Genomic DNA, 24,852 nt, shown 5'->3' on the forward strand with positions numbered 1-24,852 from the left:
GATGCGAGTCACACATGTCACGTGGTTGATGTCTCACCGAGGTGGCGGCATCCCGCCCGTCGTTCGCGCGTTCGTTCGCGAGCAGCGCCAGACAGGCGTGCACGCGCTTGTTGTCAGTGCGCGCGATCCGACTGTTAACAGCTCCGGTGCGACTGGGAGCGCAAGCATCGAATTGCCAGCGTACGGCCCATTGGCATTCGGGTTCGCACCCGGAGTAATCGCCAAGCTGAAAGACGCGGATCTCGTACATTTGCACGGTCTCTTCACATGGCCGTCATTTGCCGTCGATGCCGCGCTTCGCCGCGGCGAGGCTCGGTTTCTCATCTCGCCACATGGGATGCTCGAGCCCTGGGCTCTGGCTAGGTCTCAATGGAAGAAGGCACTCTTCCGTGGTCTCGTGGAGAACCGAAACCTTCGGCGCGCGGACGTGGTGCACGCTCTTTGCGAAGCCGAGGCGCGCAACATTCGGCGGCTTGGGCTCGCGCGCTCCGTTGCTGTTATCCCGAATGGAGTCGATGTTCCGGCTGTCGCCGACGAATCCGCCCGGGCTGGCTCGAGGCGAGCACTCGAGATTGACGGACGTGTGCTGCTCTTTCTCGGGCGCATTCACCCGAAGAAGGGCCTGATTCCACTCATTCGCGCCTGGTCCAAGGTCGCGCCCCGCCGCCGCGACTGGACACTGGTCGTCGCTGGTCCAGACCAGCTTGGGCATCGGGCCGAGGTCGAGGCGCTTGCATTCAGCCTTGGTGTTGCGAACCGCGTTCGGTTCCCTGGCCCGCTATACGGTGAGGCCAAGCAGGCGGCATTGAACGCGGCTGAGGCCTTCATCTTGCCGTCGTTCAGTGAGGGTTTTTCTATGGCCGTGCTTGAGGCGATGGCCGCTCGCTTGCCAGTGGTACTTACTCCTGAATGCAACTTCAATGTCGAAGCCTTTGGCGCTGGCTGGGTCACGACCCCTGAACCGGATTCATTGGCTTCGACCTTGGACGCGATGATGGGTGCTTCGGCCTACGAGCTCCAGACTATCGGCGAGCGGGGCAGGCGTGAGGTTGTGGCCAACTACAGCTGGGCACACGTGTCTGCGAAGATGGTGGAGCTTTATCGATGGATTGCTGGCGGGGGAACGCCGCCGGATTCCATTCTCTTCCGAGCCGGAGTGTAGATGTGGACGATACGAGGCGTCCGATGAGGTCGTCAGGACGAGTCGTTTTGGTTCAGCCTGCGGTCCCCACATACAGAACGGCCATGTTTGTCGCCCTCACTGGCTTGCTACGGGGGCGCCTGCGTCTCATTGCATCCGGCGAGCCCTTGCTCCCTGAAAGCCAGGGTAACTCTCTCCCACTCGCTAGGGTTCGCACGTATCGACTTCCGGGCGGCTTGCTTTGGCAGGCCAAGATTATTTCGGCTGTCTGCAGTTCCGCGACCCGCACCGTGGTTCTTCCTTGGAACACCCGTTATCTCAGTCATTGGATAGCGCTGCTGTTGGCGCGTGCTTTGGGGAAGGCGGCCCTTGTGTGGGGGCACGGCTACTCCAAGAGTGAGAGCGCGTTTCGCCACAGTTTGCGGTCCTGGATGGCACGGCTTGCGAGCGGTGTCGTGTTCTACGATGACTGTACGGCTCAGCAGTGGCGTGCGCGGCACAGGGGACTAGCAGTGTTCGTATGTCGTAACGGCCTCGACCAGGTATCTATCGCTGCCGCACGCGCGGCGGCTTCCGTACCTTCCTCCAGAGAGCGGAAGCTCGTGTTGTTCTGCTCGCGGTTGTTTGCTGAGAACAGAACCGAGGAGGTGATCGATGCGTTGTGTGCATTGCCTGACGACGTGCGCCTCGGCATTATCGGCGATGGTCCTCATCGTGGGGCTTTGATGGAATACGCCAGGCGCGCTAACGTCGCTGACAGAGTTGAGTGGCACGGACCCGTCTACGACGAGGCGTGTCTTGCAGGCTTGTTCGGGGCCGCCCTCTGCACGGTCTATCCCGCCAATGGCGGTCTCTCGATCGTGCACGCGATGTCCTATGGGTGCCCTCCGCTCATCGGTGATGACCTTGGGAGGCATGGCCCAGAGGCCCGATTTGTTCGCGACGGGATCAACGGCTTGCTCTATCGGAGCCGCTCAGTTCCTCAACTCGCTGAGCTTATACGACATCTTTTGAAAGACCGTGAGCTGTGGGCCCGTCTGTCGCACGCTGCCCTCGCCACCGCGTCTGACCTCGACACTCGAAAGATGGCAGACAGCATGCTGGGCGCGATCTGCGCGGTCGAGGAGTAGGAGCGTGATGGATAACCGGCGATCATCAGTACGACTCGCGACGTTTGACAACGCTTGGTACTCGACCGGGCGCAGCCTGCCCATTCGCGTTCTGTGGCTCCTGTTTAGCCGGTGGTTCTTTTTGACTTGGTTCCCTTGGCCGTCACGACTGAAGGTATCGCTCTTGCGCGCGTTTGGCGCGCAGGTCGGGGAGCGCGTGGTGATAAAGCCAAGAGTGAATATCAAGTACCCCTGGCTTCTCGCGATAGGGAACGACGTTTGGATCGGCGAGGCGGCCTGGCTTGATTCCCTTGCAAAGGTCACCATTCTGAGCAACGCCTGTCTCTCGCAGGGCTGCATGATTGAGACCGGGAATCACAACTGGTCGCGCTCGACGTTTGACCTCGTTGTGCGTGAAGTCGTCATCGAGGAAGGCGCTTGGGCTGCGGTGAATTCTCTCCTGCTGCCGGGAAGTCGGCTCGCATCCCATGCCATCCTAGGGGCCGGTTCCGTGCTGTCCGGAGATACCGTTCCCTACGGCATCTACGTCGGCGTTCCAGCGAGAAAGGTGAAGGAGCGTCGTATCGAGGTTGCGGAATGAAGGTCCTACTTTTGAATCAGTTCTTTCACCCGGATCTTTCAGCTACCTCGCAGATCGCGACCGACCTTGCTGAGGATCTCGTTACCGCTGGAATGAACGTAACGGCGCTCGCTGGACGCGGCAGCTACCTTGGCGGCCAACAACTCGCACAGCGATCCGTGCATCGTGGGGTGGAGATCGTACGTGCGTCCGCTACGTCGTTTGGCAAGCGCACGCTGTTCCATCGTGCCGCTGATTACGCGAGCTTCTATCTCGCGGCGACCGCGGCGCTCGCACGGCTTCCTCGGCACGACGTTGTTGTCGCGATGACGACGCCGCCGCTTATCGCTGCCACTGCCCTCGCTCTGAAGGGCGTTAAGCGAGCGCGCCTTGTGTATTGGGTGCAGGATCTTTACCCAGACGTTGCGGTCGCATTCGGAGCGCTGAAGCCTCGGGCGCTCGTGGCACGCCTCATGGCAGCCACGTCCCACGCAGTAATGGCGCGCGCTGACCGGATCGTGGTTCTCGGCGAGGCCATGGGCGCGCGCTGTATTGCTGGCGGTGCGCGCCCCACAGCCGTGTCTGTTATACCCAACTGGTCCGATGGCGATTCAGTTCGGCCTATTGAGCACTCAGGAAATCGACTGCGTAGCGAGCTCGCCCGCGGAGCGCGCACGCTCGTCATGTACTCAGGCAATATCGGCCAGGCCCACGACATTGTCACATTGCTCGATGCAGCGCGCAGATTGCACGGCCGTTCCGATATTGCGTTCATATTTGTTGGCGAGGGCGTTCAGCGCGCGCTTGTAGAGGCTGCCGCGCGAGAACTCCCGAATGTTCGGCTCGCGCCGTACCAGCCCAGGGAGCAACTTGCCGAATCGCTTTCGGCGGGTGACTTGCACCTCATCGGGCTTTCGCAAGAGGTGGAGGGCCTTATTGAGCCCTCCAAGCTCTACGGCATTATGGCTGTAGGTCGTCCCGCGCTATACGTTGGGCCCAAAGGTAGCGAGGTGGCCCGGACGATTCTTCGGCACGATTGCGGCCGCATCTTCGCGAACGGGGATTCGGAAGGCCTCGCGCTGGCGATCGGTGCCCTAGCAGACGCACCGGAAGAGCGACTCGCGCTCGGGCGGCGCGCTCGCGCTGCTCTCACTCAGCACTACACTCGCAGCGTTGCTACTGGAACGTTTAGGCAACTGCTAGAGACGTTGTGCGCGGACTCACCCAGGGTCGCTTAGCGGTATCGCGCATCCAATTCCTGCTCGACGGGGACGTCGCTGAGCGGGATTCAGATTTGATCGCCCCGCAGGCCCGCGCCAAGGCACCCCGGCCCGTCCGTTGCGGTATGCCTATGCCTTCACCACCCTCGGCCCGCCGTTCCCCTGCACGAGCGCGGGGAGCAGGTTGCGCGTGTCCACCACCAGGCGCACGCCGTGGAAGAGCTTCGCGTCCTTGAATAGCTCGTGCGCGGTCGCGACCACCACGGCGTCGTAGGACGCGAACGTGGCGGCGTCGAGGGGGACGGACGAGAGGCCGAGGTCGTGCTTGCGGGTCCGGTGCGCCTTCGGGAAGTACGGGTCGCAGTAGTCCACCACCGCGCCGCCCTCGCGGAGCAGCTCGATGATCTCGTACGAGGGCGACTCGCGGTCGTCGTCGATGTTCGCCTTGTAGGCGAGCCCGAGCACCAGCACCCGCGAGCCCTTCACCGACTTGTGGTCGCCGTTCAGCGCGTCGGCGACCTTCTGCACCACGTACCGCGGCATCCGCGTGTTGATCTCGCCGGCGAGCTCGATGAAGCGCGCCCACTCACCGTGCTCGGCGGCCTTCCACGAGAGGTAGAACGGGTCGAGCGGGATGCAGTGTCCGCCGAGCCCAGGGCCGGGGTAGAACGGCATGAAGCCGAACGGCTTGGTGGACGCGGCGCGGATCACCTCCCACACGTCGATGTCCATCCGGTCGAAGATCATCTTCAGCTCGTTCACGAGCGCGATGTTCACCGACCGGAACACGTTCTCGAGCAGCTTGCACGACTCGGCCACGCGAGCGCTCGACACCGGCACCACGTTCTCGAGCGCGGCGCCGTAGAGCGCGGCCGCGGCGCGGGTGGACGCCTCGTCCACGCCGCCGACCACCTTCGGAATGGTCTTGGTGCTGAAGTCCTTGCGGCCGGGGTCCTCGCGCTCTGGCGAGAACGCGAGCAGGAAGTCGTCGCCGAAGCGGAGCCCGCTCTTCTCGAGGATGGGCTTCACCTCCTCGTCGGTGGTCCCGGGGTACGTCGTGGACTCGAGCACGACGAGCTGACCGGGGCGGAGCTGCTTCGCGATCTTCTCGGCGGTCGAGTGGATGTACGAGTTGTCGGGCTCGCGGTGCGGCCCGAGCGGCGTGGGGACGCAGATGAGGATGGCGTCGCACTCGCGCAGCCGCTCGAAGTCGGTGGTGGCGGAGTACTGCCCGCTCTCCACCGCCGCCTTCACGCGGTCGGGGCCGATGTGCTTGATGTACGACTCGCCCCGCCCGATGGCCGCGATCTTGGCGGGATCGACGTCCAGCCCGAGCACCGGGAAGCCGGCCTCGCGGAACACCAGCGCCAGCGGCAGCCCCACGTACCCCTGGCCGATGACACCCACGCGCGCGGTGCGCGCCTTAATGCTGTCGAGAAGTGCGCTCTTCAACGTAGCTCCGGAATGAATGTCGCTGTCGCGGCGCGCTGCCGAACACAGCTTCAATGCACTAGCCCGGTTGCGCGATTCGCAGCGCGCAATATACAGACCGACTCACGTTGAGTCGAGACGGGCGCGGTCGAGCGGCTTCGCGCTAGCGTGGGTCCGTCACCTTGGACGTGTGCGTCACGAGTCCATCACGCTCCCGACCTGAACGAGCGGACGGTTGCCGGGTAGGCTCCGTGGCTCCAAAGCTGAACGCCCACGTCGCCCAACGTGACGCCCGCCCCCACAATTGACGTCCGCCGCCCCGCCCCCTACTCTGCGCCCCCATGGATTTCGACTGGCGTTCCGAGCGCATCGTCGTCACGGGCGGCGCGGGGTTCCTCGGCGGCTTCGTCCAGGAAGAGCTGCGGCGGCGCGGCGCGACCGAGGTGTTCGTGCCCCGCTCGAAGGACTACGACCTCGTCCAGATGGAGGGGGTCCGGGCGCTCTACCGCGACGCGCGGCCGACGATGGTCCTGCACCTCGCCGCGCGCGTGGGCGGCATCGGCGCGAACCGCGAGAACCCGGGCAAGTTCTTCTACGACAACCTCATGATGGGCGTTCAGCTCATCGAGGTGGGCCGCCAGGTCGGGCTGAAGAAGCTGGTCGCGCTCGGCACCATCTGCGCGTACCCGAAGTTCTGCCCGGTGCCGTTCAGGGAAGAGGACCTCTGGAACGGCTACCCGGAGGAGACGAACGCGCCCTACGGCCTCGCCAAGAAGATGCTGCTCGTCCAGAGCGAGGCCTACCGGCAGCAGTACGGGTTCCACTCGGTGGTGCTGTTCCCGGTGAACCTGTACGGCCCGCGCGACAACTTCGACCTGCGCACCTCGCACGTCATCCCGGCGCTCGTCCGCAAGTGCGTCGAGGCGCGCGAGCGCAGCGACCGGCAGATCGTGGTGTGGGGCGACGGCTCCGCCTCGCGCGAGTTCCTCCACGCGCGCGACGCGGCCGAGGGCATCCTCGACGCGGCCGAGCGCTACGACAAGTCCGAGGCGGTGAACCTGGGCGCGGGGTTCGAGATCAAGATCCGCGACCTCGTGCCGCTCGTCGCCCGGCTGTGCCGCTTCGAGGGCGAGATCGTCTGGGACACCACCAAGCCGAACGGCCAGCCGCGGCGCATGCTCGACACCTCCAAGGCCCTGCGCGAGTTCGGCTGGAAGGCGCGCATCGGCTTCGAGGACGGGCTGCGCGAGACGGTGGAGTGGTTCGAGGCCAACCGAGGGAGCATCCCGTGAAGAAGGCGTTCATCACCGGCATCACCGGCCAGGACGGCAGCTACCTCGCGGAGCTGCTGCTCGAGAAGGGCTACGAGGTCCACGGCATGGTCCGCCGCTCCTCGTCCTTCAACACGCAGCGGATCGACCACATCTACCAGGACCCGCACACCCCGGGCTGCCGGCTGTTCCTGCACTACGGCGACCTCAACGACAGCTCGTCGCTCAACCTGCTGCTGAAGAAGCTCCGGCCGGACGAGATCTACAACCTGGGCGCGCAGAGCCACGTGCGCGTGTCCTTCGACGTCCCGGAGTACACCGGCGAGGTCACCGGCCTCGGCGCCACGCGCCTGCTCGAGGCGGTCCGCGAGCTGAACCTCGCCGACACCCGCATCTACCAGGCGTCGTCCTCGGAGATGTTCGGCGCCTCGCCGCCGCCGCAGAACGAGGCCACGCCGTTCTACCCCCGCAGCCCCTACGGCTGCGCCAAGGTCTACGCCTACTGGATCGGCGTGAACTACCGCGAGGCCTACGGCCTCCACGTCTCGAACGGCATCCTCTTCAACCACGAGTCGCCGCGGCGGGGCGAGACGTTCGTCACGCGCAAGGTCACCCGCGCCGCCTCGCGCATCAAGGTCGGGCTCCAGCAGAAGCTCTACCTCGGCAACCTCGAGGCGAAGCGCGACTGGGGCTACGCGAAGGACTACGTCGAGGCGATGTGGCTGATGCTCCAGCAGCCGAAGGGCGACGACTACGTGGTCGCCACCGGCGAGGCGCACTCGGTCCGCGAGCTGTGCGAGGCGGCCTTCGGCCACGCCGGCCTCGACTACCGCCAGTACGTCGAGATCGACCCGCGCTACTACCGCCCGACCGAGGTGGACTACCTCCTCGGCGACCCCTCCAAGGCGACGCGCCAGCTCGGCTGGAAGCCGCGCACCAGCTTCGCCGAGCTGGTCCGGCTCATGATGGAGTCCGACCTGGAGCTGGCCGAGCGCGAGCTGCGCGCGGGCGCGGGGCCGGCGGTGTCGCGGCACGGATAGCCGCGCCGGCGGCTACCCCCGCCCGTACTGCTTCTCGTAGTACTTCAGGTACTCGCCGGAGATGATCCGCTCCCACCACGGGCGGTGCTCGCGGTACCAGCGCACGGTGTCGGCGAGCGCCTCCTCGAACCGGTGGCGCGGCGCCCAGCCCAGCCTGGTGCGCGCCTTGGTGGCGTCGATGGCGTAGCGGCGGTCGTGGCCGAGGCGGTCCTTCACGTAGGTGATGAGCGTCTCCGGCTTGCCCACGTGCCGGAGCACCTGCTTCACGATGTCGATGTTGTGACGCTCGCTCGAGGCGCCGAAGTTGTAGACCTCGCCGTCGTGGCCGTGCTCGAGCGCGGCGAGCAGGCCGCGGCAGTGGTCCTCGACGTGGATCCAGTCGCGCACGTTCATGCCGTCGCCGTACACCGGCAGCGGGATGTCGCGGAGCGCGTTCGCGATCATGAGCGGGATGAGCTTCTCGGGGAACTGGTAGGGCCCGTAGTTGTTCGAGCAGCGGGTCACCACCACGGGCAGCTTGAACGTGTGCGCGTAGGCGAGCGCGAGCAGGTCGCTCGAGGCCTTCGAGGCCGAGTAGGGCGACGACGGGTCGAGCGGCGTCGTCTCGGTGAAGTAGCCGGTGGGGCCGAGCGAGCCGTACACCTCGTCGGTGGAGACGTGCAGGAACCGCTTCACCCCGTGCTCGCGGGCGGCCTCGAGCAGCACCTGCGTGCCGCGCACGTTGGTGTCGATGAACACCGCCGGCGCCAGGATCGACCGGTCCACGTGGCTCTCGGCGGCGAGGTGCATCACCGCGTCGATCCGCTCGGTCCGGAAGACGTCGGCCACCAGCTCGCCGTTGCCGATGTCGCCGCGGACGAACCGGTACTGCGAGCTGCCGTGCACGTCGGCCAGGTTCTCGGCGTTGCCGGCGTAGGTGAGCTTGTCGAGGTTGACGACCCGCCAGCCGGGCCGCTCGGCGAGGAGCAGCCGGACCAGGTTCGAGCCGATGAAGCCGCAGCCGCCGGTGACGAGGACGTTCATCGATGGTGCTCCGGGCCCTCGAACACGGCGGCCTCGCGGAACGGCCGCCCGGCGGCATCCTTGGCCGACACGATCGGCGGTGCGCCGCCGGTGGGCCAGTCGATGCCGAGGGCCGGGTCGTCCCAGCGGATGCAGTGCTCGTGCTCGGGGTGCCAGTAGTCGGTGATCTTGTAGAGGAACTCGGCCTCGTCGGAGAGCACGAGGAACCCGTGCGCGAAGCCCTCGGGGATCCAGAGCTGGCGCCGGTTCCCGGCGGAGAGGAGCTCGCCGGCCCAGCGCCCGAAGGTGGGCGAGCCGCGCCGGAGGTCCACCGCCACGTCGAACACCTCGCCGCGCGTGACCCGCACGAGCTTCGCCTGCGGGTTGGGGAGCTGGTAGTGCAGGCCGCGGAGCACGTTGCGCGTGGAGAGGCTGTGGTTGTCCTGCACGAACTCCACGTGGCGCCCCACCGCCGCGTCGAACGCCTTCTGCTTGAAGCTCTCGTAGAAGAAGCCGCGCGCGTCGCCGAACACCTTCGGCTCGAGCACCAGCACGTCGGGGATGACGGTGCCTCGGGCCTGCATCAGAAGACCCGGGTCGCGAGCAGGCTGCGCACGTACTGGCCGTAGGTCGACTTGCCGAGCGCGGCGGCGCGCGCCTCGAGCTGGGCGTCGTCGATCCAGCCCTGCCGCCAGGCGACCTCCTCCGGGCACGCGATCTTGAGCCCCTGCCGCTTCTCGATGGTGGCGATGAACTGCCCGGCGTCGAGCAGCGAGTCGTGCGTGCCGGTGTCGAGCCAGGCGTAGCCGCGGCCCATGATCTCGACCGAGAGCTGGCCGCGCTCGAGGTAGAGCCGGTTGAGGTCGGTGATCTCGAGCTCGCCGCGGGCGGACGGCCGGATGGTGGAGGCGAGCTCGACCACGTTGCGGTCGTAGAAGTACAGCCCGGTGACGGCGTAGCGCGACTTCGGCTTCGCGGGCTTCTCCTCGATGCTCACCGCGCGGCGCTCGGCGTCGAACTCCACCACGCCGTAGCGCTCGGGGTCGGTGACGGCGTACGCGAACACGGTGGCGCCGTCGGTGCGCGCGTCCGCGGCCCTGAGGATGTTCTGCAGCTCGTGGCCGTAGAAGATGTTGTCCCCGAGCACGAGCGCCGAGGGCCCGCCGCGCACGAAGTCGGCGCCAAGGACGAACGCCTGCGCCAGGCCCTCCGGCCTGGGCTGGACCTTGTACTGGAGGTTGAGCCCCCAGTGCCGCCCGTCCCCGAGCAGCTCCTCGAAGCGCGGCGTGTCCTGCGGCGTGGAGATGACGAGGATGTCCCGGATCCCGGCCAGCATCAGGGCCGTGAGCGGGTAGTAGACCATCGGCTTGTCGTAGACGGGCAGCAGCTGCTTCGAGATCGCGAGCGTGGCCGGATAGAGCCGCGTACCGGCTCCGCCCGCGAGGATGATTCCCTTGCGACTGATCATGCGGTGGTCTTCCCCCGAGTGCGGCCGCGCGCCGCCCTGGGGGCGCCACGGACGACCCACCCTAGCACCGGGACCCACGGCTTTCATGCCCGGGAGGCATGGTGCCCGCGCCGGGTCGCACGGCGCTCGTTTGCCGCAGCGCGGTTCGGCGGTAGGCTCGCCGCGTGCGCATCGCGATCACCGGGGCGAACGGGCTGCTGGGGGGGGCCGCGGTCGGGCTGGCCGTCTCGGCCGGCCACGAGGTGCTGGGGATCGGCCGCGGCCCGTGCCGGCTCGCGCCGGGCGGGTTCGCCTGGGCCGACGCCGATCTCTCGGACGGGCACTCGGTCGAGCGGGCCCTGCTCGAGTTCCGCGCCGGGGCGGTCCTCCACGCCGGCGCGATGACCGACGTGGACGGCTGCGAGCGCGAGCCGGAGCTGGCCTGGCGCGCCAACGTGGGCGGCACCGAGCAGGTGGCGCGCGCCTGCCGGGCGCTCGGGGCGCGCCTGGTGGCGGTCTCCACCGACTACGTCTTCGACGGCACGCGCGGCGGCTACCGCGAGGACGACGTGCCGGACCCGCGGGGCGCCTACGCTCGCACCAAGCGCTGCGGCGAGGAGGCGGCGCTCGTGATCGCGCCGGACGCCGCCGTGGCGCGGGTGGCGGTGGTGTACAGCGGCCGCAGGGGCGCGAAGCCGACCTTCGCCACCCAGGTGGTGGAGAAGCTCTCCCGAGGCGAGCCGGTGAAGGCGTTCTCGGACCAGGTGGTCTCGCCCACGCTCGCCGAGAGCGCGGCGGAGATGACGCTCGAGCTGCTCCTGGACCACGACTACCGGGGCGTGCTGCACACCGCGGGCGCGACCGCGCTCGACCGGGTGGACTTCGCCCGGCGCGTGGCGGCGCGCTTCGGCCTCTCCGGCGAGATCGTCCCGGTGAAGACCGCCGAGGTGAAGCTGCTCGCGCCGCGACCGCTCCGGAGCGGCCTCGACGTCGGCCGCGCGGCCGCGCTGCTGCGGTCGAAGCCGCTCCCCATCGACACCGCGCTGGACCGCTTCCACGCGCAGTGGCTGGCGCGCGGGTAGCGGCCCCGCCCGCGGCTACGCCTTCACCACCCGCGGCCCGCCGTTCCCCTGCATGAGCGCGGGGAGCAGGTTCCGCGTGTCCACCACCAGGCGCACGCCGCGGTAGAGCTTCGCGTCCTTGAACAGCTCGTGCGCGGTCGCGACCACCACCGCGTCGTAGGACGCGAACGTGGCCGCGTCGAGCGGCACCGACGAGAGGCCGAGGTCGTGCTTGCGCGTCCGGTGGGCCTTCGGGAAGTAGGGGTCGCAGTAGTCCACCACCGCGCCGCCCTCGCGGAGCAGCTCGATGATCTCGTACGAGGGCGACTCGCGGTCGTCGTCGATGTTCGCCTTGTAGGCGAGCCCGAGCACCAGCACCCGCGAGCCCTTCACCGACTTGTGGTCGCCGTTCAGCGCGTCGGCCACCTTCTGCACCACGTAGCGCGGCATCCGCGTGTTGATCTCGCCGGCGAGCTCGATGAAGCGCGCCCACTCACCGTGCTCGGCCGCCTTCCACGACAGGTAGAACGGGTCGAGCGGGATGCAGTGCCCGCCGAGGCCGGGGCCCGGGTAGAACGGCATGAAGCCGAACGGCTTGGTGGACGCGGCGCGGATCACCTCCCACACGTCGATGTCCATCCGGTCGAAGATCACCTTCAGCTCGTTCACGAGCGCGATGTTCACCGACCGGAACACGTTCTCGAGCAGCTTGCACGACTCCGCCACCCGCGCGCTCGACACCGGCACGACGTGCTCGAGCGCGGCGCCGTACAGCGCGGCGGCGGCCCGGGTGGACGCCTCGTCCACGCCGCCGACCACCTTCGGGATGGTCCGGGTGCTGAAGTCCTTGCGGCCGGGGTCCTCGCGCTCGGGCGAGAACGCGAGCAGGAAGTCGTCGCCGAAGCGGAGCCCGCTCTTCTCGAGCAGCGGCTTCACCTCCTCGTCGGTGGTCCCGGGGTACGTGGTGGACTCGAGCACCACCAGCTGCCCGGGGCGGAGCTGCTTCGCGATCTTCTCCGCGGTCGAGTGGATGTACGAGTTGTCCGGCTCGCGGTGCGGCCCGAGCGGCGTGGGGACGCAGATGAGGATCGCGTCGCACTCGCGCAGCCGCTCGAAGTCGGTGGTGGCGGAGTACTGCCCGCTCTCCACCGCCGCCTTCACGCGGTCGGGGCCGATGTGCTTGATGTACGACTCGCCCCGCGAGATGGCCTCGATCTTGGCCGGGTCCACGTCGAGCCCCAGCACCGGGAACCCTGCCTCCCGGAACACCAGCGCCAGCGGCAGCCCCACGTAGCCCTGGCCGATCACCCCCACGCGCGCGGTGCGCGCGGCGATCCGCGCCTCGAGTTCCCTGATCACGATGTCCCCCCACGACCGGCCCTGCCGGCCGCCCTGCGTCTCGTCCCCCGCGCCGCCTACCGTCCGGTGGGGCGCCAGGGACGGCCGAACCTACCACCGGGGGCGGGGGCTTTCATGCCGGGGAGCCATGGTGCCCGTCCTGGGTCGGGACGGCGCCGGTTTGCCGCAGCAGGCGCGGGAGGGGCTCCCGGAGGCCGCCCGCCCGCTCCCCGCCCGCGAGTACCCGCACCCGGCCGCGTCTGCTAGAACCCCTGCGCGATGACCTCCCTCTCCGTCCTGGTCCCCGTCTACAACGAGCAGCACCTCGTCTCGACCTCCCTCGGCCGGCTCGAGATCCTGGAAGGCTCGCCGCACCTCGAGCGCGTGCAGGTGGTGGTGGTGGACGACTGCTCGCGCGACGCGACCGGCGAGGTCCTGCGCGCTTTCGCCGCCGCCCGCGGCGTCCAGTGGCTGGAGAACGGGCCCATCGAGAACGGCGTGGAGCTGTGCGGCCACGGCCGGCAGGGCAAGTTCCAGTGGGTGTTCCTCCGCCACGTGATGAACGGCGGGAAGGGCCGCGCCATCCGCACCGCGCTCGCCGAGGCGGACGGCGAGCTGTCGGTGATCCACGACGCGGACCTCGAGTACCACCCGCGCGACCTCGCCCGCATCGTGAAGGTGTTCGTGGAGGAGGAGGCGGACGCGGTGTTCGGCTCGCGCTTCGCGGGCGGCGAGGCCCGGCGCGCGCTGCTGTTCCGACACGAGCTCGGCAACCGGCTGCTCACGTTCCTCACCAACTGGGTGACCAACGTGAACCTGACCGACATGGAGACCTGCTACAAGGCGGTCCGCACCGACCTCCTGAAGTCGATCCCCATCGTCTCGAACGACTTCCGGCTCGAGCCCGAGCTGACCATCAAGCTCGCGAAGCGCGAGGCCCGCATCTTCGAGATCCCCATCAGCTACTCGGGGCGGACCTACCAGGAGGGCAAGAAGATCAACTGGCGGGACGGCGTGAAGGCGCTGTGGGCCATCACCCGCTTCTGGCTCTCCGACCACGTCTACCAGGAGGACGCGTACGGCTCGCAGATCCTGGGCCGGCTCGCCCGCGCGCCGCGCTTCAACGCCTGGATGGCCGACGTGATCCGGCCGTTCTGCGGGCAGCGCGTGCTCGAGATCGGCAGCGGCACCGGAAACCTGACCCGGCGCCTGGTCCCGCGCAACACCTACGTCGCCTCCGACGTCAACCCGCTCTACCTCCAGACGCTGCGCGGCCTCACCCTCGATCGCCCGTACCTCGACGTCACGCTCACCGACGTCACGAAGGGCGAGTCGTTCCCCGCGGTGGAGGGCGGGTTCGACACGGTGGTGTGCCTCAACATCATCGAGCACGTGGACGACGACCTCGGCGCGCTCCGGAACGTCCGCGCGGCGCTCGCCGAGACCGGCCGCGCCATCGTGCTCGTGCCGCGCGGCCCGGACCTGTTCGGCACGCTCGACGAGGTGCTGGGGCACAAGCGGCGCTACACCGAGAACACGCTGGTGGAGCTCGCCGGCAAGGCCGGCTTCGAGGTCCAGGAGCTCCTGCACTTCAACCGCGTGGGCACGCCGGCCTGGTGGCTGAACGGGAAGCTCCTGAAGCGCCGCTCCTTCGGCCTCCTCCAGATCAAGGCGCTCAACCTGCTCACGCCGCTGTTCCGGCTGATCGACCGCGCGCTGCCGTTCCCGCCGCTCTCGCTCATCGCGGTGCTGCGGCCGACGTCGGCGAGCGCCGCGCCGTCCGGGTCCGGCCCCGACGCGGGCGCCGCGCCGGAGGGCGCCGCGCCGCCGGACGTCAGCGCGTCGGCATGACCGGCAGCGCCACCTGCACCACGAGCCGCAGGTTGGGCTCGTTCCGCGGCAGGAACGCCCGCGACCAGCGGTAGGACGCGCTCGCGTCCCACGAGACCTCGAACGGCCCCGCGAACAGGAGCTGCCGCGCGCCGGCGGTCACCTCGACGTCCTGGGTGAGCGCGTCGTCGCGGAGCGGCTCGATGGCGCTCCAGTAGTAGGCGTTGTCGCGGCGGACGCGCTCCAGGTAGCCGCCGATCCGGCCGCGCGGGCCGAACACGTCCACCGCCACGGTCTGGCTGTCGGAGCCGGGGCCGATCGACGCGCCGAGGAGCTGGCCCTCGTTCGTCCAGGAGAGGTCGCGGCCGTGCGTGTACCAGGTCGGCATGCCGCGCAGGCTGTCGGGGGGGCGCACCGCCTGGAGCGCGGTCGCCTCGAGCTGGAGCCGCACCGTGCGCGCGCCGCCGCCGAACAGCTTCTGGAGGCCGAGCAGGTACGCGCCGGTGTGGTCGGTCTCGCGGACGTACTGGTACAGCGAGCCCTCGTGGTCCTCGCGGCCGAACTCGCCGTAGATCTCGAGCCGCGCCTCCGGGAACACCCAGCGCGCGAACAGCGACGCGAGCTGGTTGTCGTTGGGGTTGTTGCCGGTGGGATCGTCGTACCAGCCCTTGAGGTCGTTCTTGCGCGGGCTCTGGAACACCGCCAGCCAGTCGCCCACCCGCAGGCCGTCCCAGACCTGCACGAAGTGGCGCGAGAGCCCGACGGTCAGCCCGGGAACCCAGCGCGGCGTGTAGTCGAGCACGAGCCCGCTCACCATCGGGTGGGTGGGGTGCTCGACGTAGGTCGAGCGCGAGAGGCGGCCCCAGTACACCAGCACCTCGGCGGTGCCGATGCCGATGTCCGCGGGGCGCGAGGTGCCGACGAACGCGTGCGGGAAGCCGGGCGCGGCGTTCGTCATGGTGAGCGCGTTCCGGATCCCGGGGCCGATCCAGAGGTTCTCGGTGGAGATCCCGACGGCCACGTTCCACGCGTCGGCGCGCAGGTAGCTCTGGCCGAGGCTCCAGTCCGCGAACGGGCCGGCGCCGAAGCGCTGCGGGTAGTCGATGCCGTCGCCGTAGAACGGGCTCCGGAACGCGAGGTCGCCGGACTGGCCGTTCTGGCGCGTGGTGAACCAGCGGTTCTGCGACCAGGACACGGCCGGCGCGAGCGCGCCGGAGAGCGCGCCCCAGCGGAACGACGCGCCGCCGGAGAGCATCGACGAGGTGCCGCGGCCGGTCCAGAGCAGGCCGTCGTTCCCGCCGGACGGGTAGTGCGAGTTCCAGGCGGCGTCGAGCCGGAGCGGCACGAGCCGGACGCCGTCCGCGCCGGCGCCGGCCTCGAGGCCGGCGGTGTCCCAGGGCAGCGCGGCCTCGGCGCAGCGCGTCTCCACCCGCGCCCCGGCGCGGCGGAGCACGCGGGGGGAGAGGGGGACCGCGCCGGACAGCTCGCCCAGGCGGAGCAGCTCGTCGGACGGGGTGCCGATCCCGTCCACCGCCATCGGGACCGGGGTGCAACCCCGCTCGCCCCTCGACAGGCTCGGGGTGAGCGGGGCTTCCCGGGGCGCAGCCCCTGCGTCCGCTCGTGGTGAGCCTGCTGCCTCCGCTCCTTGCGAGCCTGCTGCGTCCGCTCGTGGTGAGCCCGTCGAACCACGAGCGGTGGTCGCATCCTCCATCTCCGCTCGTGGTGAGCCCGCTATCTCCGCTCGTGGTGAGCCTGTCGAACCACGAGCGGGCTGCGCGGTCAGGACGGCGACGGCGACGACGAGGACGGACGCGCGGGCGGTTCGCATCGGGACGCGCAGTGTAACCGCCCCGGCGCCGCGCCGCGAGCGGGCCGGTCAGACCGCGCCGCGCACGCCTTCGCGGATCGTCGCCGCCACGTACGAGCGCATGGCCTCGGTCAGCCCGGGATACACGCCGACCCACAGCGAGCGGTTCATGATCGCGTCGGTGTTGGCGAGGTCGCCCACCACGCGGAACGGCGGCGGCCGGCCCTCGTCGCGCGCGTCCTGCACGAGCTGGGTGAGCGCGGGCTGCCGCACCAGGTTGCCGGCGAACAGCATGCGCGTCTGGATCTTCCGGCCCTCGAGGTGCCGGACCAGCGCGTCGCGCGTGACGCCGGCGCCCTCCCGCACCGTCATCATGAAGCCGAACCAGGACGGCTCCGAGCCGGGCGTGGGCTCGGGCAGCACCAGCGCGTCGGACAGGTCGTCGAGCGCCTCGCGGTAGAACGCCCAGTTCCGGCGCCGCGCCTCCACGAACCCGGCCAGCCGCTCGAGCTGCGCCAGGCCCACCGCGGCCTGCATGTCCGTGACCTTCAGGTTGAAGCCGAGGTGGCCGTACACGTACTTGTGATCGTAGCCGCGCGGCAGCTCGCCGAGCTGCCACTCGAAGCGCCGGCGGCAGGTGTTGTCCACCCCGGGGTTGCACCAGCAGTCGCGGCCCCAGTCGCGCAGCGACTCGACCGCGCGCTTGAGCGTGTCGTCGGAGGTCAGCACCGCGCCGCCCTCGCCCATGGTCATGTGGTGCGGCGGGTAGAACGAGAGCGTGGCGAGGTCGCCGAACGTGCCGGTCTTGCGCCCCTGGTAGAGCGAGCCGGCCGCGTCGCAGTTGTCCTCCACCAGCCAGAGCCGGTGCCGCTCGCAGAACGCCTTCACCGCGGCGAGGTCGAAGGGGTTGCCGAGCGTGTGCGCCACCATCACCGCGCGCGTCCGCGGCGAGCGCGCCGCCTCGAGCTGCGACACGTCGAGGTTGTAGCCGGGCAGCGACACGTCCACGAACACCGGCACCAGCCCGAGCTGGAGCGCCGGCGCCACGGTGGTGGGGAACCCGGCCGCGACCGTGATGATCTCGTCCCCGTCGCGGAGCCGGCGCTCGCCGAGCAGGTGCGAGCGGAGCGCCGCGACCGCGAGCAGGTTCGCCGACGAGCCGGAGTTCACGAGCCGCGCGTGCTCGACCCCGTACCACTCGGCGAGCCGCTCCTCGAGGCGCCGGTGCCAGCGGCCGGCGGTGAGCCAGAACTCGATGCCGCTCTCCACCAGGTTCGTCAGCTCCGGCGCGCCGTACACGCGCCCGGCGTAGCGCACCGCCGACTTGCCCGGCACGAACGCCGGCTCGGCGCCCTCGCGCAGCCGCGCGATCTCGCGCACGCGCTCCAGGATCTCGGCGGTGAGCTGCCGCTCCCGCTCCTTCGGATCGATCGACACTCAGCGCTCCAGGTATGCGCGGATCTGCGCGCGGCACAGCTCGGCGAGCGCCGGCGCGCCCGCGCCGGCGGCGTGCGCCCGGTACCACTCCACCGTCCGGCGCAGCCCTTCCTCGAAGCTCCAGCGCGGCGCCCAGCCCAGCCGCGCCCACGCCTTCTCCACCGACAGGCGCAGCACCCCCGCCTCGTGCGGCGCGGCCGGGTCGCTCCGGTCCTCCCAGGCGCCGCCGCCCCAGGCGGCCACGAGCGTCTCCACCACCTCGCGGACCGTGCGCGCGTCCTCGTGGCGCGGGCCGAAGTTGAAGGCCTCGCAGTGCGCGGCGCGGGCCGGCGCGCCCGGGGCGAGCCGCGCCCCGAGCAGGAGGTACCCGCCGAGCGGCTCGAGCACGTGCTGCCAGGGGCGGACGCCGCGCGGGTTGCGCACCGGGATGGGCCGGCCGGCGGCGAGCGCGCGGATCGCGTCCGGCACGATCCGGTCCTCGGCCCAGTCGCCGCCGCCCACCACGTTGCCGGCCCGCGCGCTGGCGAGCGCCACGCCGTGCGAGGCGAGGCGGGCCGGCGGGAAGAAGCTCCGGCGCCAGCTCGACACCACCAGCTCGGTCGCGCCCTTGGACATGGAGTAGGGGTCGAACCCGCCCATGGGCTCGTCCTCGCGGTAGCCCCAGGCCCATTCGCGGTTTTCGTAGCACTTGTCGCTCGTCACCACGACCACGCCGCACGGCGCGCCGGCGGCGCGCACCGCCTCGAGCAGGTGGGCGGTGCCGAGCACGTTCGTCTCGAGCGTCTCCACCGGCGCCTGGTACGACGCGCGCACCAGCGGCTGCGCCGCCAGGTGGAACACCAGCTCCGGCCGCGCCTCGCGCACCACCGCGGCGAGGTTCGCCGCGTCGCGCACGTCGGCGAGCACGCTCGTGCAGGCGGCGTCCACCCCGGCGGCCACGTACAGCGAGGGCGAGCCGGCGGGCGCGAGCGCGTAGCCGGTCACCTCCGCGCCCAGGCTGTCGAGCCAGAGCGTGAGCCAGCTCCCCTTGAAGCCGGTGTGGCCGGTGACGAGCACGCGGCGGCCGGCGTAGGCGCGGGAGAGCTCCGCGGCGGTGGGCGCGAGGCCGCTCATGGCCAGGTCTTCCAGGGCGCGACCCCGCGCGCCCACAGGTCGTTCAGCAGGCCGTACTCGCGGGCGGTGTCCATGGGCTGCCAGAAGCCGGTGTGCGGGAACGCCACCAGCTCGCCGTCGCGCGCCAGCTTCCGCAGCGGCTCCTGCTCCAGCACGGTCCGCGCGTCGTCGCCGATGTAGGGCCAGATCCGGCGCGCGTCGAGGACGAAGAAGCCGCCGTTGATGAAGCCCTCGCTGGCGTTCGGCTTCTCGTTGAACTCGGTGACCCGGGCGCCGTCGATCCGCATCTCGCCGAAGCGGCCGGGCGGGCGCACGGCCGCCACCGTGGCCACCTTGCCGTGGCGCCGGTGCGCCTCGATCGACGCGGCCACGTCGAGGTCCGAGACGCCGTCGCCGTAGGTCAGGCAGAACAGGTCGTCGCCCTCGACGTAGCGCCGGACCGCGGCCACGCGGCCGCCGGTCATGGTCGCCTCGCCGGTCTCGGCGAGCGTGACCTTCCAGTCCTCCTCGCCGTGCTGGCCGTGGAACTCGATCCGGTCGTGGCGGCCGAGCGTGACGGTCACGTCGGTGGTCATGGCGCGGTAGTTCAGGAAGAACTCGCGGATGACCGAGCCCTTGTAGCCGAGGCACAGCACGAACTCGCGCACGCCGTGCTGCGCGTAGCCCTTCATGATGTGCCAGAGGATGGGCCGGTTGCCGATGGGCAGCATCGGCTTCGGCAGCACCTCGCTCGCGTCTCGGATGCGGGTTCCCTGCCCGCCGCAGAGGATGACGGCCTTCATGTCCGCGGGACGATAGGCGAAGCCTCGCCCGCCGTCGAGGGCCGGACGCGCCGGGCCGCCCGATCAGCGGGGGAGCCGCTCGAGCCACTCCAGCGTGCGGTCGAGCCCCGCCTCGACCCCGACCTCCGGGGCGAACCCGAACTCGGCCGCCGCCCGGCGCCCGTCGGCCACGAACACGCGCTGGTCGCTCTGCCGCGCCGGCAGCCGCTCGTACCGCAGCGGCTGCCCGACCTTGCGCTCCAGCACCGAGAACAGCTCCAGCAGCGACAGGCTGTTCTCCGGGCCGCCGCCGATGTTGTAGGCGCGCCCGGCGATCCGGTCCGCCGCGGCCGCGGCCAGCCGGTAGCAGCGCACCAGGTCGGCGGCGAAGAGGAGGTCGCGCACCTGCTTGCCGTCGCCGCTGATGGTGAACGGCTCGGGCGTCCGCCCCGCGCGCGCCTCGGCGCGCTGGCGCAGCGCCTGCTGGCAGAACCAGCCCACCCAGCCCTGGTCGTAGGTCGCGTACTGGCGCCCGCCGTACATGGAGCTGTGCCGGAACACCACCGTCCGCAGGCCGAAGATGCGGTGGTAGTCGAGGAAGTACTGGTCGGCCGCGCCCTTCGAGCAGCCGTAGGGGCTGTGGAAGTCGAGCGGCACCGACTCGTCGAGGCCGTGCGGGTGGTCGGGCAGGAGCCAGCGGGTGGCCCCCTCCTCGTGCCGCACGCCCAGGAGGTCGCCGTACACCTTGTTGGTGGAGGAGAACAGCGTCGCCGCCGACGGCGCGTGGGCGCGCACGGCCTCGAGCACGTTGAACGCGCCGAGGACGTTCACCTCGAAGTCGTAGCGCGGCCGCTCGATGCTGGTGGTCATGGCCACCTGGCCGGCGAGGTGCGCCACCGCGATCGCGCCGTCGCCGAAGCGCGCGAACGCGTGCTCGACGTCGGTGCGCGAGCGCGTGTCGCAGGCGAGGTGCACGAGCCGCCCCGCGCCGGGGCGCGCCGCGCGCTCGCGCAGCCACGCCAGGTTGTCCGACGACCCGGTCCGCACCAGCGTGTCGAGCACCACCACCTCGACGCCGTCGTCGAGCAGCGACGCCGCCAGGTTCGAGCCCACGAACCCGCAGCCGCCGGTCACGATCCACCTGCCGCTCATCCCGTCTCCTCCGCGGCGGCGAGCGCCGCCAGCCCGTCGGCGAGCGCGACGCGCGGCGCCCAGCCGCCCAGCGCCGCCCCCGCGCGCGACACGTCCATCACCAGCCGGTGCACCTCGCCCTCGCGGTAGGGCCGCGCGCCGGCGAGCACCCGCGCCGGATCCGCGCCGGCGGCGCGGTAGACCGCGCGGACGAGGTCGAGCAGCCGCACGCCCTCGCCGGTGCCGACGTTCACGATGTCCACGACGTCCGCGGCGCCCGCGCCGTCGCCGCCTTGCTCCACCGCGCGCGCCACCGCGTCCACCGCGTCGTCGCGGTGCAGCCACTCGCGCACCTGCTCGCCCGCGGTCATCTCGTAGGGCGAGCCGGCGCGCGCGGCGCGGAGCGCGCCGGGCACGAGCTTCCCCGGATCGTCGCCGGGGCCGTACATCGAGGCGAGGCGGAGCCAGCGGAGCGGGAGGCCGCGCGCCCGGGCCCGCGCCCGCAGCACCACGCCGCCCGCCGCCTTGGTGGCGCCGTAGCCGTCGGCGCTCTCGAGCGGCGCGTCCTCGCCGCAGGTGGGCGCGCCCGCGGCCGGCGCCCCGGGCAGCCGCCCGTGGCCGCGGTACTCGAGGCAGGTGCCCGCCGCCACCACCCGGCCCACCCCGGCGGCGGCCGCCGCGTCGAGCAGCGCGAGCGGCGCGGCCACGTTCGCCTCGACCATGCGCGCCCAGTCGCGATCGCGGCTCTGCACGCCGAGCGCGGCGAGGTGCAGGAGCGCGTCCGCGCCGGCGACGAGCGCGCCGGCCGCCGCGGCGTCGCCGAGCATGCCGGGCACGGGCACGAGCCTGGCGGCAGGGGGCAGCGCCGCCTCGCGCCCGGGCCGGACGAGCGCCCGCACCTCGTGGCCGCGCGCGACGAGCGCGGCCGCGACCGCGCGGCCGAGGAAGCCGGTGGCGCCGGTCAGCGCGACGCGCACGCTTCCCGCCTCTCGGGGTTGGGGATCGACGAGACGCGCACCGGGTCAGCCCTTCGGCGGCGCCTTGGCGGCGTCGGGGCGGTGCGTGCCGCCGGTGTCCGGCATGCGGCGCAGCGCGCGGCTGAGCCGGCGGAGCGGCCGCGCCACCGGCCGGAACCAGGCCCGCACGCGGCGACCCGGGAGCTGTGACTCCACCGCCTCGTAGACGGACCAGTCCTCGCGCACCGCCGCCGGCAGCACCTTCTCCTGGATGCGCGCCCGCTCCTCGCGCAGCCGCGGGGTGCGGGCGGGGTCGTTGGACACGCCCTCGCCGTTGTGGATGGCGACGAGGTGCGGGACGTGCCGGGTGGTGGCGCGCGCCTCGACGAGCGCGCGGAGCAGCAGGTCGTAGTCGGCGGCGATGCGGAAGGAGAGGTCGTAGCCGCCGAGGCGGAGGAACAGCGCGCGGCGGAACGCGGTGGCCTGGTGCGGGAGCATGCTGCGCATCAGGTGCAGGACGCTCGGGTGGTCCGGCGCCCGCCACGGCCGGAGGCGGCCGCCGCGCTCCATCCAGACGTCGCCGTACACGACGTCCTCGACCGGGCGCGGCGTCATGAGCCGCTCCAGCGCGTCCGGCGCGGCGAGCCGGTCGCCGGCGTTGAGGAAGAGCAGCCACTCGCCCTGGGCCAGCGCGGCGCCCTTGCCCTGGCCCTCGTAGATGCCGCCGTCCGGCTCGGAGACCCAGCGCGCGATCCGGGCCTCCCGGGCGCGGATGGCGTCCACGCTGCCGTCGGTGGAGCCCCCGTCCACCACCACCAGCTCGAGGTCGCGGTAGGTCTGGCCGAGCACGCTGTCGAGGGTGGCCTCGAGCCCGGCGCGATCGTTGAGGCAGATGGTGACGACGGAGAGGCTGGGGGGCATGCGGGTGGTATTCTACGCTGCCTCCCACCCCCCGCCGAGCCCGTCTTGTCCGATCCCAAGGTCTCCGTCCTCGTCCCCTGCTTCCGCTCCGAGCGCTTCCTCGCGACGGCGCTCGACTCGGTGCGCGCGCAGACGCTCGCGTCGTGGGAGTGCGTCGTGGTGGACAACGCCAGCCCCGACGGTACGTTCGCGCTCGCCGAGCGCTACGCCGCCGAGGACCCGCGCTTCCGCGCCCACCGCAACGCCGAGAACCTCGGGCCGGTCCGCAACTGGCGGCGCTGCGCCGAGCTCGCCGGCGGCGCGCAGTACGCGGCGCTGCTGTTCTCCGACGACTGGTACGAGCCGGCGTTCCTGGAGCGCGCGGTGGCGCTCCTCGACGCGGATCCGGGCGTCGGGATCGTGTACTCCGCCGTGCGCCTCGCCCCCGCGCCCGACGCGCCGAAGGCGGTCGGGCCGGCGCGCGTGATGTACGCGCTGGACGGGCCGGCGGTCCGGCCGTCGGCGGACTACCTCGCGATCGCGTACGACTCCCGCGGGCGGCAGGTGCCGCGCTCGCCGTGCTGCGCGGTGGCGCGGCGCGCGGATCTCGCCCGCTGGCTGTCGCTGGCGCTCCCGGACGAGGAGCGGCTCGGGTACCTGCGCCACGGCGCCGGGCCGGACCAGGCGGTCTACCTCCAGGCCGCGCTCGAGTACCCGCGCCTCGGCCACCTCGCGGAGCCGCTCGTGTGCTTCTCGGCGCACGGCGGCAACCTCACCTGGCGGCCGGACGTCGAGCTGGGCTACGCGTCGGTGCTGGCGCACTTCTACGAGGCGCACGCCGCGCAGATGCCGTTCGGCCGCGCCCGCGTGCCCGCCAAGCTCGCCTCGCGGCTGATCGAGCTCGGCGCCGTGGACGAGGGGCGGCGCCTGCGCAACCGGCTCGGGCCGCTCGGCTGGGCGCTGTACGCCAAGGAGGCGCGGAACCGCCGCCGCCGCGCTCGCCGGCGCGTCACGCCGTGATCGGCCCGACCAGCGCGTCCGCGATGCGCTGGCTGGAGCGCCCGTCGCCGTAGACGTCCACCTTGCGCGCCATGGCCCGGTAGGCGGCCTCGTCCTTCAGCAGCCGCTCCGACCACTCCAGGATCGCGCCGCGGTCGGTCCCGACCAGGCGCGACACGCCGGCCTCCACGCTCTCGCGCCGCTCGGTCACCTCGCGCATCACCAGCACCGGCCGGCCCAGCGCCGCCGCCTCCTCCTGGATGCCGCCGGAGTCGGTGAGGATGAAGCGGCTCCGCCGCGCCAGCCACACCAGCGTCGGGTACGCGACCGGCTCGACGAGGCGCACCCCGGGCACCCCGTCCAGCAGCTCGAACACCGGCCCGCGGACGTTCGGGTTGAGGTGCACCGGGTAGACGACCTGCACCGCGTTCCGCGCGGCCAGCTCGCGGATGGCGAGGCAGAGATCGCGGAACGGTGCGCCGAAGCTCTCCCTGCGGTGGCCGGTGACGAGCACGAGCGGCCGCGCCGGGTCGAGCCACTCGTGGCCGCGCGCCACCTCCCGCTCCACCGCCGGGTCGTCCAGCTTCGCGACCGCGAGGTGCAGCGCGTCCACCACGGTGTTGCCCACCACCTGGATCGCCCCCGGCGCGTACCCCTCGGCGACCAGGTTGTCGCGCGCCGCCGCGGTCGGGCAGAAGTGCAGGTCGGTGACCGCGGCCGTCATCACGCGGTTCACCTCCTCGGGGTAGGGCTTGAAGCGATCGCGGCTGCGGAGGCCCGCCTCGACGTGCGCCACCTTCACGCGCCGGTGGAACGAGGCGAGCGCCGCCGCGAACGCGGTGGTGGTGTCGCCCTGCACCACGGTCCAGTCCGGCGCGAACGCCTCCAGCACCCGGTCCACGCCGCCGAGCGCGCGCGCGGCGACGCCGTTCAGCGTCTGCCCCGGACGCATGATGGCGAGGTCCTCGTCCACCCTCACGCCGAAGAAGGCCAGCACCGCGTCCACCATCTCGCGGTGCTGGCCGGTGAGGCAGACGCGCACCTCGGCGCCGGGCCGGGCGCGCAGCGCCTCGATCACCGGGGCGAGCTTGATGGCCTCGGGGCGGGTCCCGAACACGACCAGGATGCGGGCAGGCGGGCCGGCGCTCATCGGGCGAACGTTGGGGCACGCCGGCCCGCGCGGCACCGCTCGCGGCGGGGCGCGCGCGTGCGGCCGGGGGCAGGCCCCATCGCGACGGGTGCGCCCCGGGCGGTCCGGCGTTACCCCTGCGGCCCGGA

22 protein-coding genes are annotated in these 24,852 nt (G+C 71.2%); 9 read left to right on the forward strand and 13 right to left on the reverse strand.

Features of this window, described 5'->3' with window-relative positions; genetic code table 11:
• Positions 1–28 precede the first annotated feature (28 nt).
• From PSR1_RS23275 to PSR1_RS23290, 4 genes are all read left to right on the forward strand, one after another.
• Positions 29–1,162 (forward strand): glycosyltransferase, encoded by a 1,134-nt coding sequence (locus tag PSR1_RS23275; protein WP_160308987.1) that lies wholly within the window; start codon positions 29–31, stop codon positions 1,160–1,162.
• Positions 1,163–1,572: 410 nt separating this feature from the next.
• Positions 1,573–2,271, forward strand: coding sequence for a glycosyltransferase (locus PSR1_RS24020; protein WP_237757777.1), 699 nt, complete (start codon positions 1,573–1,575; stop codon positions 2,269–2,271).
• A 7-nt stretch (positions 2,272–2,278) separates the two neighbouring features.
• The gene (locus PSR1_RS23285; protein ID WP_082100080.1) at positions 2,279–2,851 is read left to right on the forward strand and encodes a putative colanic acid biosynthesis acetyltransferase; all 573 of its coding nucleotides are present in this window, start codon (positions 2,279–2,281) and stop codon (positions 2,849–2,851) included.
• Positions 2,848–4,068, forward strand: a complete 1,221-nt coding sequence (locus tag PSR1_RS23290; protein WP_082100081.1) for a glycosyltransferase family 4 protein — start codon at positions 2,848–2,850, stop codon at positions 4,066–4,068. Before PSR1_RS23285 ends, PSR1_RS23290 begins: the two co-directional genes overlap by 4 nt.
• A 111-nt stretch (positions 4,069–4,179) precedes the next feature.
• Here PSR1_RS23290 and PSR1_RS01065 read toward each other — a convergent pair whose 3' ends face one another.
• On the reverse strand, positions 4,180–5,502 hold the full coding sequence (locus PSR1_RS01065) for a nucleotide sugar dehydrogenase (RefSeq protein WP_059435796.1): 1,323 nt from the start codon (positions 5,500–5,502) through the stop codon (positions 4,180–4,182).
• Positions 5,503–5,822: 320 nt separating this feature from the next.
• Between PSR1_RS01065 and PSR1_RS01070 the strand changes: the two genes are divergently transcribed.
• On the forward strand, positions 5,823–6,773 hold the full coding sequence (locus PSR1_RS01070; RefSeq protein ID WP_059435797.1) for a GDP-L-fucose synthase: 951 nt from the start codon (positions 5,823–5,825) through the stop codon (positions 6,771–6,773).
• On the forward strand, positions 6,770–7,792 hold the full coding sequence (gene gmd / locus PSR1_RS01075) for a GDP-mannose 4,6-dehydratase (protein WP_059435798.1): 1,023 nt from the start codon (positions 6,770–6,772) through the stop codon (positions 7,790–7,792). Before PSR1_RS01070 ends, gmd begins: the two co-directional genes overlap by 4 nt.
• A 12-nt stretch (positions 7,793–7,804) precedes the next feature.
• Here the strand turns inward: gmd and rfbB are convergent, their stop codons facing one another.
• From rfbB to rfbA, 3 genes are read right to left on the reverse strand one after another with little or no spacing between them, the layout of a single operon-like run.
• Positions 7,805–8,815: a dTDP-glucose 4,6-dehydratase gene (rfbB, locus tag PSR1_RS01080; protein WP_059435799.1), complete on the reverse strand. Its 1,011-nt coding sequence runs from the start codon at positions 8,813–8,815 to the stop codon at positions 7,805–7,807.
• Entirely contained in the window at positions 8,812–9,378 is a 567-nt protein-coding gene (gene rfbC, locus PSR1_RS01085) for a dTDP-4-dehydrorhamnose 3,5-epimerase (protein ID WP_059435800.1), read from the reverse strand. Before rfbC ends, rfbB begins: the two co-directional genes overlap by 4 nt.
• Positions 9,378–10,262 carry a glucose-1-phosphate thymidylyltransferase RfbA gene (gene rfbA, locus PSR1_RS01090; RefSeq protein ID WP_059435801.1) on the reverse strand — a complete coding sequence of 295 codons (885 nt, stop codon included), beginning with the start codon at positions 10,260–10,262 and terminating at the stop codon, positions 9,378–9,380. Before rfbA ends, rfbC begins: the two co-directional genes overlap by 1 nt.
• Positions 10,263–10,426: 164 nt before the next feature.
• Between rfbA and PSR1_RS01095 the strand changes: the two genes are divergently transcribed.
• Positions 10,427–11,323 carry an SDR family oxidoreductase gene (locus PSR1_RS01095; RefSeq protein ID WP_059435802.1) on the forward strand — a complete coding sequence of 299 codons (897 nt, stop codon included), beginning with the start codon at positions 10,427–10,429 and terminating at the stop codon, positions 11,321–11,323.
• Between the two features lie 15 nt (positions 11,324–11,338).
• Here PSR1_RS01095 and PSR1_RS01100 read toward each other — a convergent pair whose 3' ends face one another.
• Entirely contained in the window at positions 11,339–12,661 is a 1,323-nt protein-coding gene (locus PSR1_RS01100; protein WP_059435803.1) for a nucleotide sugar dehydrogenase, read from the reverse strand.
• A 258-nt stretch (positions 12,662–12,919) separates the two neighbouring features.
• Here PSR1_RS01100 and PSR1_RS01105 point away from each other — a divergent pair, with 258 nt between their 5' ends.
• Positions 12,920–14,491: a glycosyltransferase gene (locus PSR1_RS01105; protein ID WP_059435804.1), complete on the forward strand. Its 1,572-nt coding sequence runs from the start codon at positions 12,920–12,922 to the stop codon at positions 14,489–14,491.
• Here PSR1_RS01105 and PSR1_RS01110 read toward each other — a convergent pair.
• The 7 genes from PSR1_RS01110 to PSR1_RS01140 form a co-directional block, all read right to left on the reverse strand.
• Positions 14,475–16,007 carry a capsule assembly Wzi family protein gene (locus tag PSR1_RS01110; protein ID WP_237757774.1) on the reverse strand — a complete coding sequence of 511 codons (1,533 nt, stop codon included), beginning with the start codon at positions 16,005–16,007 and terminating at the stop codon, positions 14,475–14,477. The two genes, PSR1_RS01105 and PSR1_RS01110, sit on opposite strands and share 17 nt — an antisense overlap.
• 339 nt (positions 16,008–16,346) lie before the next feature.
• Positions 16,347–17,714, reverse strand: coding sequence for a lipopolysaccharide biosynthesis protein RfbH (rfbH, locus tag PSR1_RS01115; RefSeq protein ID WP_059435806.1), 1,368 nt, complete (start codon positions 17,712–17,714; stop codon positions 16,347–16,349).
• A complete protein-coding gene (gene rfbG / locus PSR1_RS01120) occupies positions 17,715–18,827 on the reverse strand; it encodes a CDP-glucose 4,6-dehydratase (protein WP_059435807.1) in 1,113 nt (370 codons plus the stop codon).
• On the reverse strand, positions 18,824–19,609 hold the full coding sequence (gene rfbF, locus PSR1_RS01125) for a glucose-1-phosphate cytidylyltransferase (protein ID WP_059435808.1): 786 nt from the start codon (positions 19,607–19,609) through the stop codon (positions 18,824–18,826). Before rfbF ends, rfbG begins: the two co-directional genes overlap by 4 nt.
• Positions 19,610–19,672: 63 nt before the next feature.
• Complete coding sequence (locus tag PSR1_RS01130) at positions 19,673–20,740, reverse strand: NAD-dependent epimerase/dehydratase family protein (protein ID WP_059435809.1); 1,068 nt, start codon at positions 20,738–20,740, stop codon at positions 19,673–19,675.
• Positions 20,737–21,696, reverse strand: coding sequence for an NAD(P)-dependent oxidoreductase (locus PSR1_RS01135; RefSeq protein ID WP_059435810.1), 960 nt, complete (start codon positions 21,694–21,696; stop codon positions 20,737–20,739). The genes PSR1_RS01130 and PSR1_RS01135 overlap by 4 nt, the downstream gene beginning before the upstream one ends.
• A 45-nt stretch (positions 21,697–21,741) precedes the next feature.
• Positions 21,742–22,596, reverse strand: coding sequence for a glycosyltransferase family 2 protein (locus tag PSR1_RS01140; RefSeq protein ID WP_059435811.1), 855 nt, complete (start codon positions 22,594–22,596; stop codon positions 21,742–21,744).
• 45 nt (positions 22,597–22,641) lie between these two features.
• Between PSR1_RS01140 and PSR1_RS01145 the strand changes: the two genes are divergently transcribed.
• On the forward strand, positions 22,642–23,595 hold the full coding sequence (locus PSR1_RS01145) for a glycosyltransferase family A protein (RefSeq protein WP_059435812.1): 954 nt from the start codon (positions 22,642–22,644) through the stop codon (positions 23,593–23,595).
• Here the strand turns inward: PSR1_RS01145 and wecB are convergent.
• On the reverse strand, positions 23,585–24,724 hold the full coding sequence (gene wecB / locus PSR1_RS01150; protein ID WP_059435813.1) for a non-hydrolyzing UDP-N-acetylglucosamine 2-epimerase: 1,140 nt from the start codon (positions 24,722–24,724) through the stop codon (positions 23,585–23,587). The genes PSR1_RS01145 and wecB overlap by 11 nt on opposite strands.
• Between the last annotated feature and the right edge of the window lie 128 nt (positions 24,725–24,852).

The organism is Anaeromyxobacter sp. PSR-1, assembly GCF_000964525.1.
In the GTDB taxonomy this organism is placed as follows: domain Bacteria; phylum Myxococcota; class Myxococcia; order Myxococcales; family Anaeromyxobacteraceae; genus Anaeromyxobacter.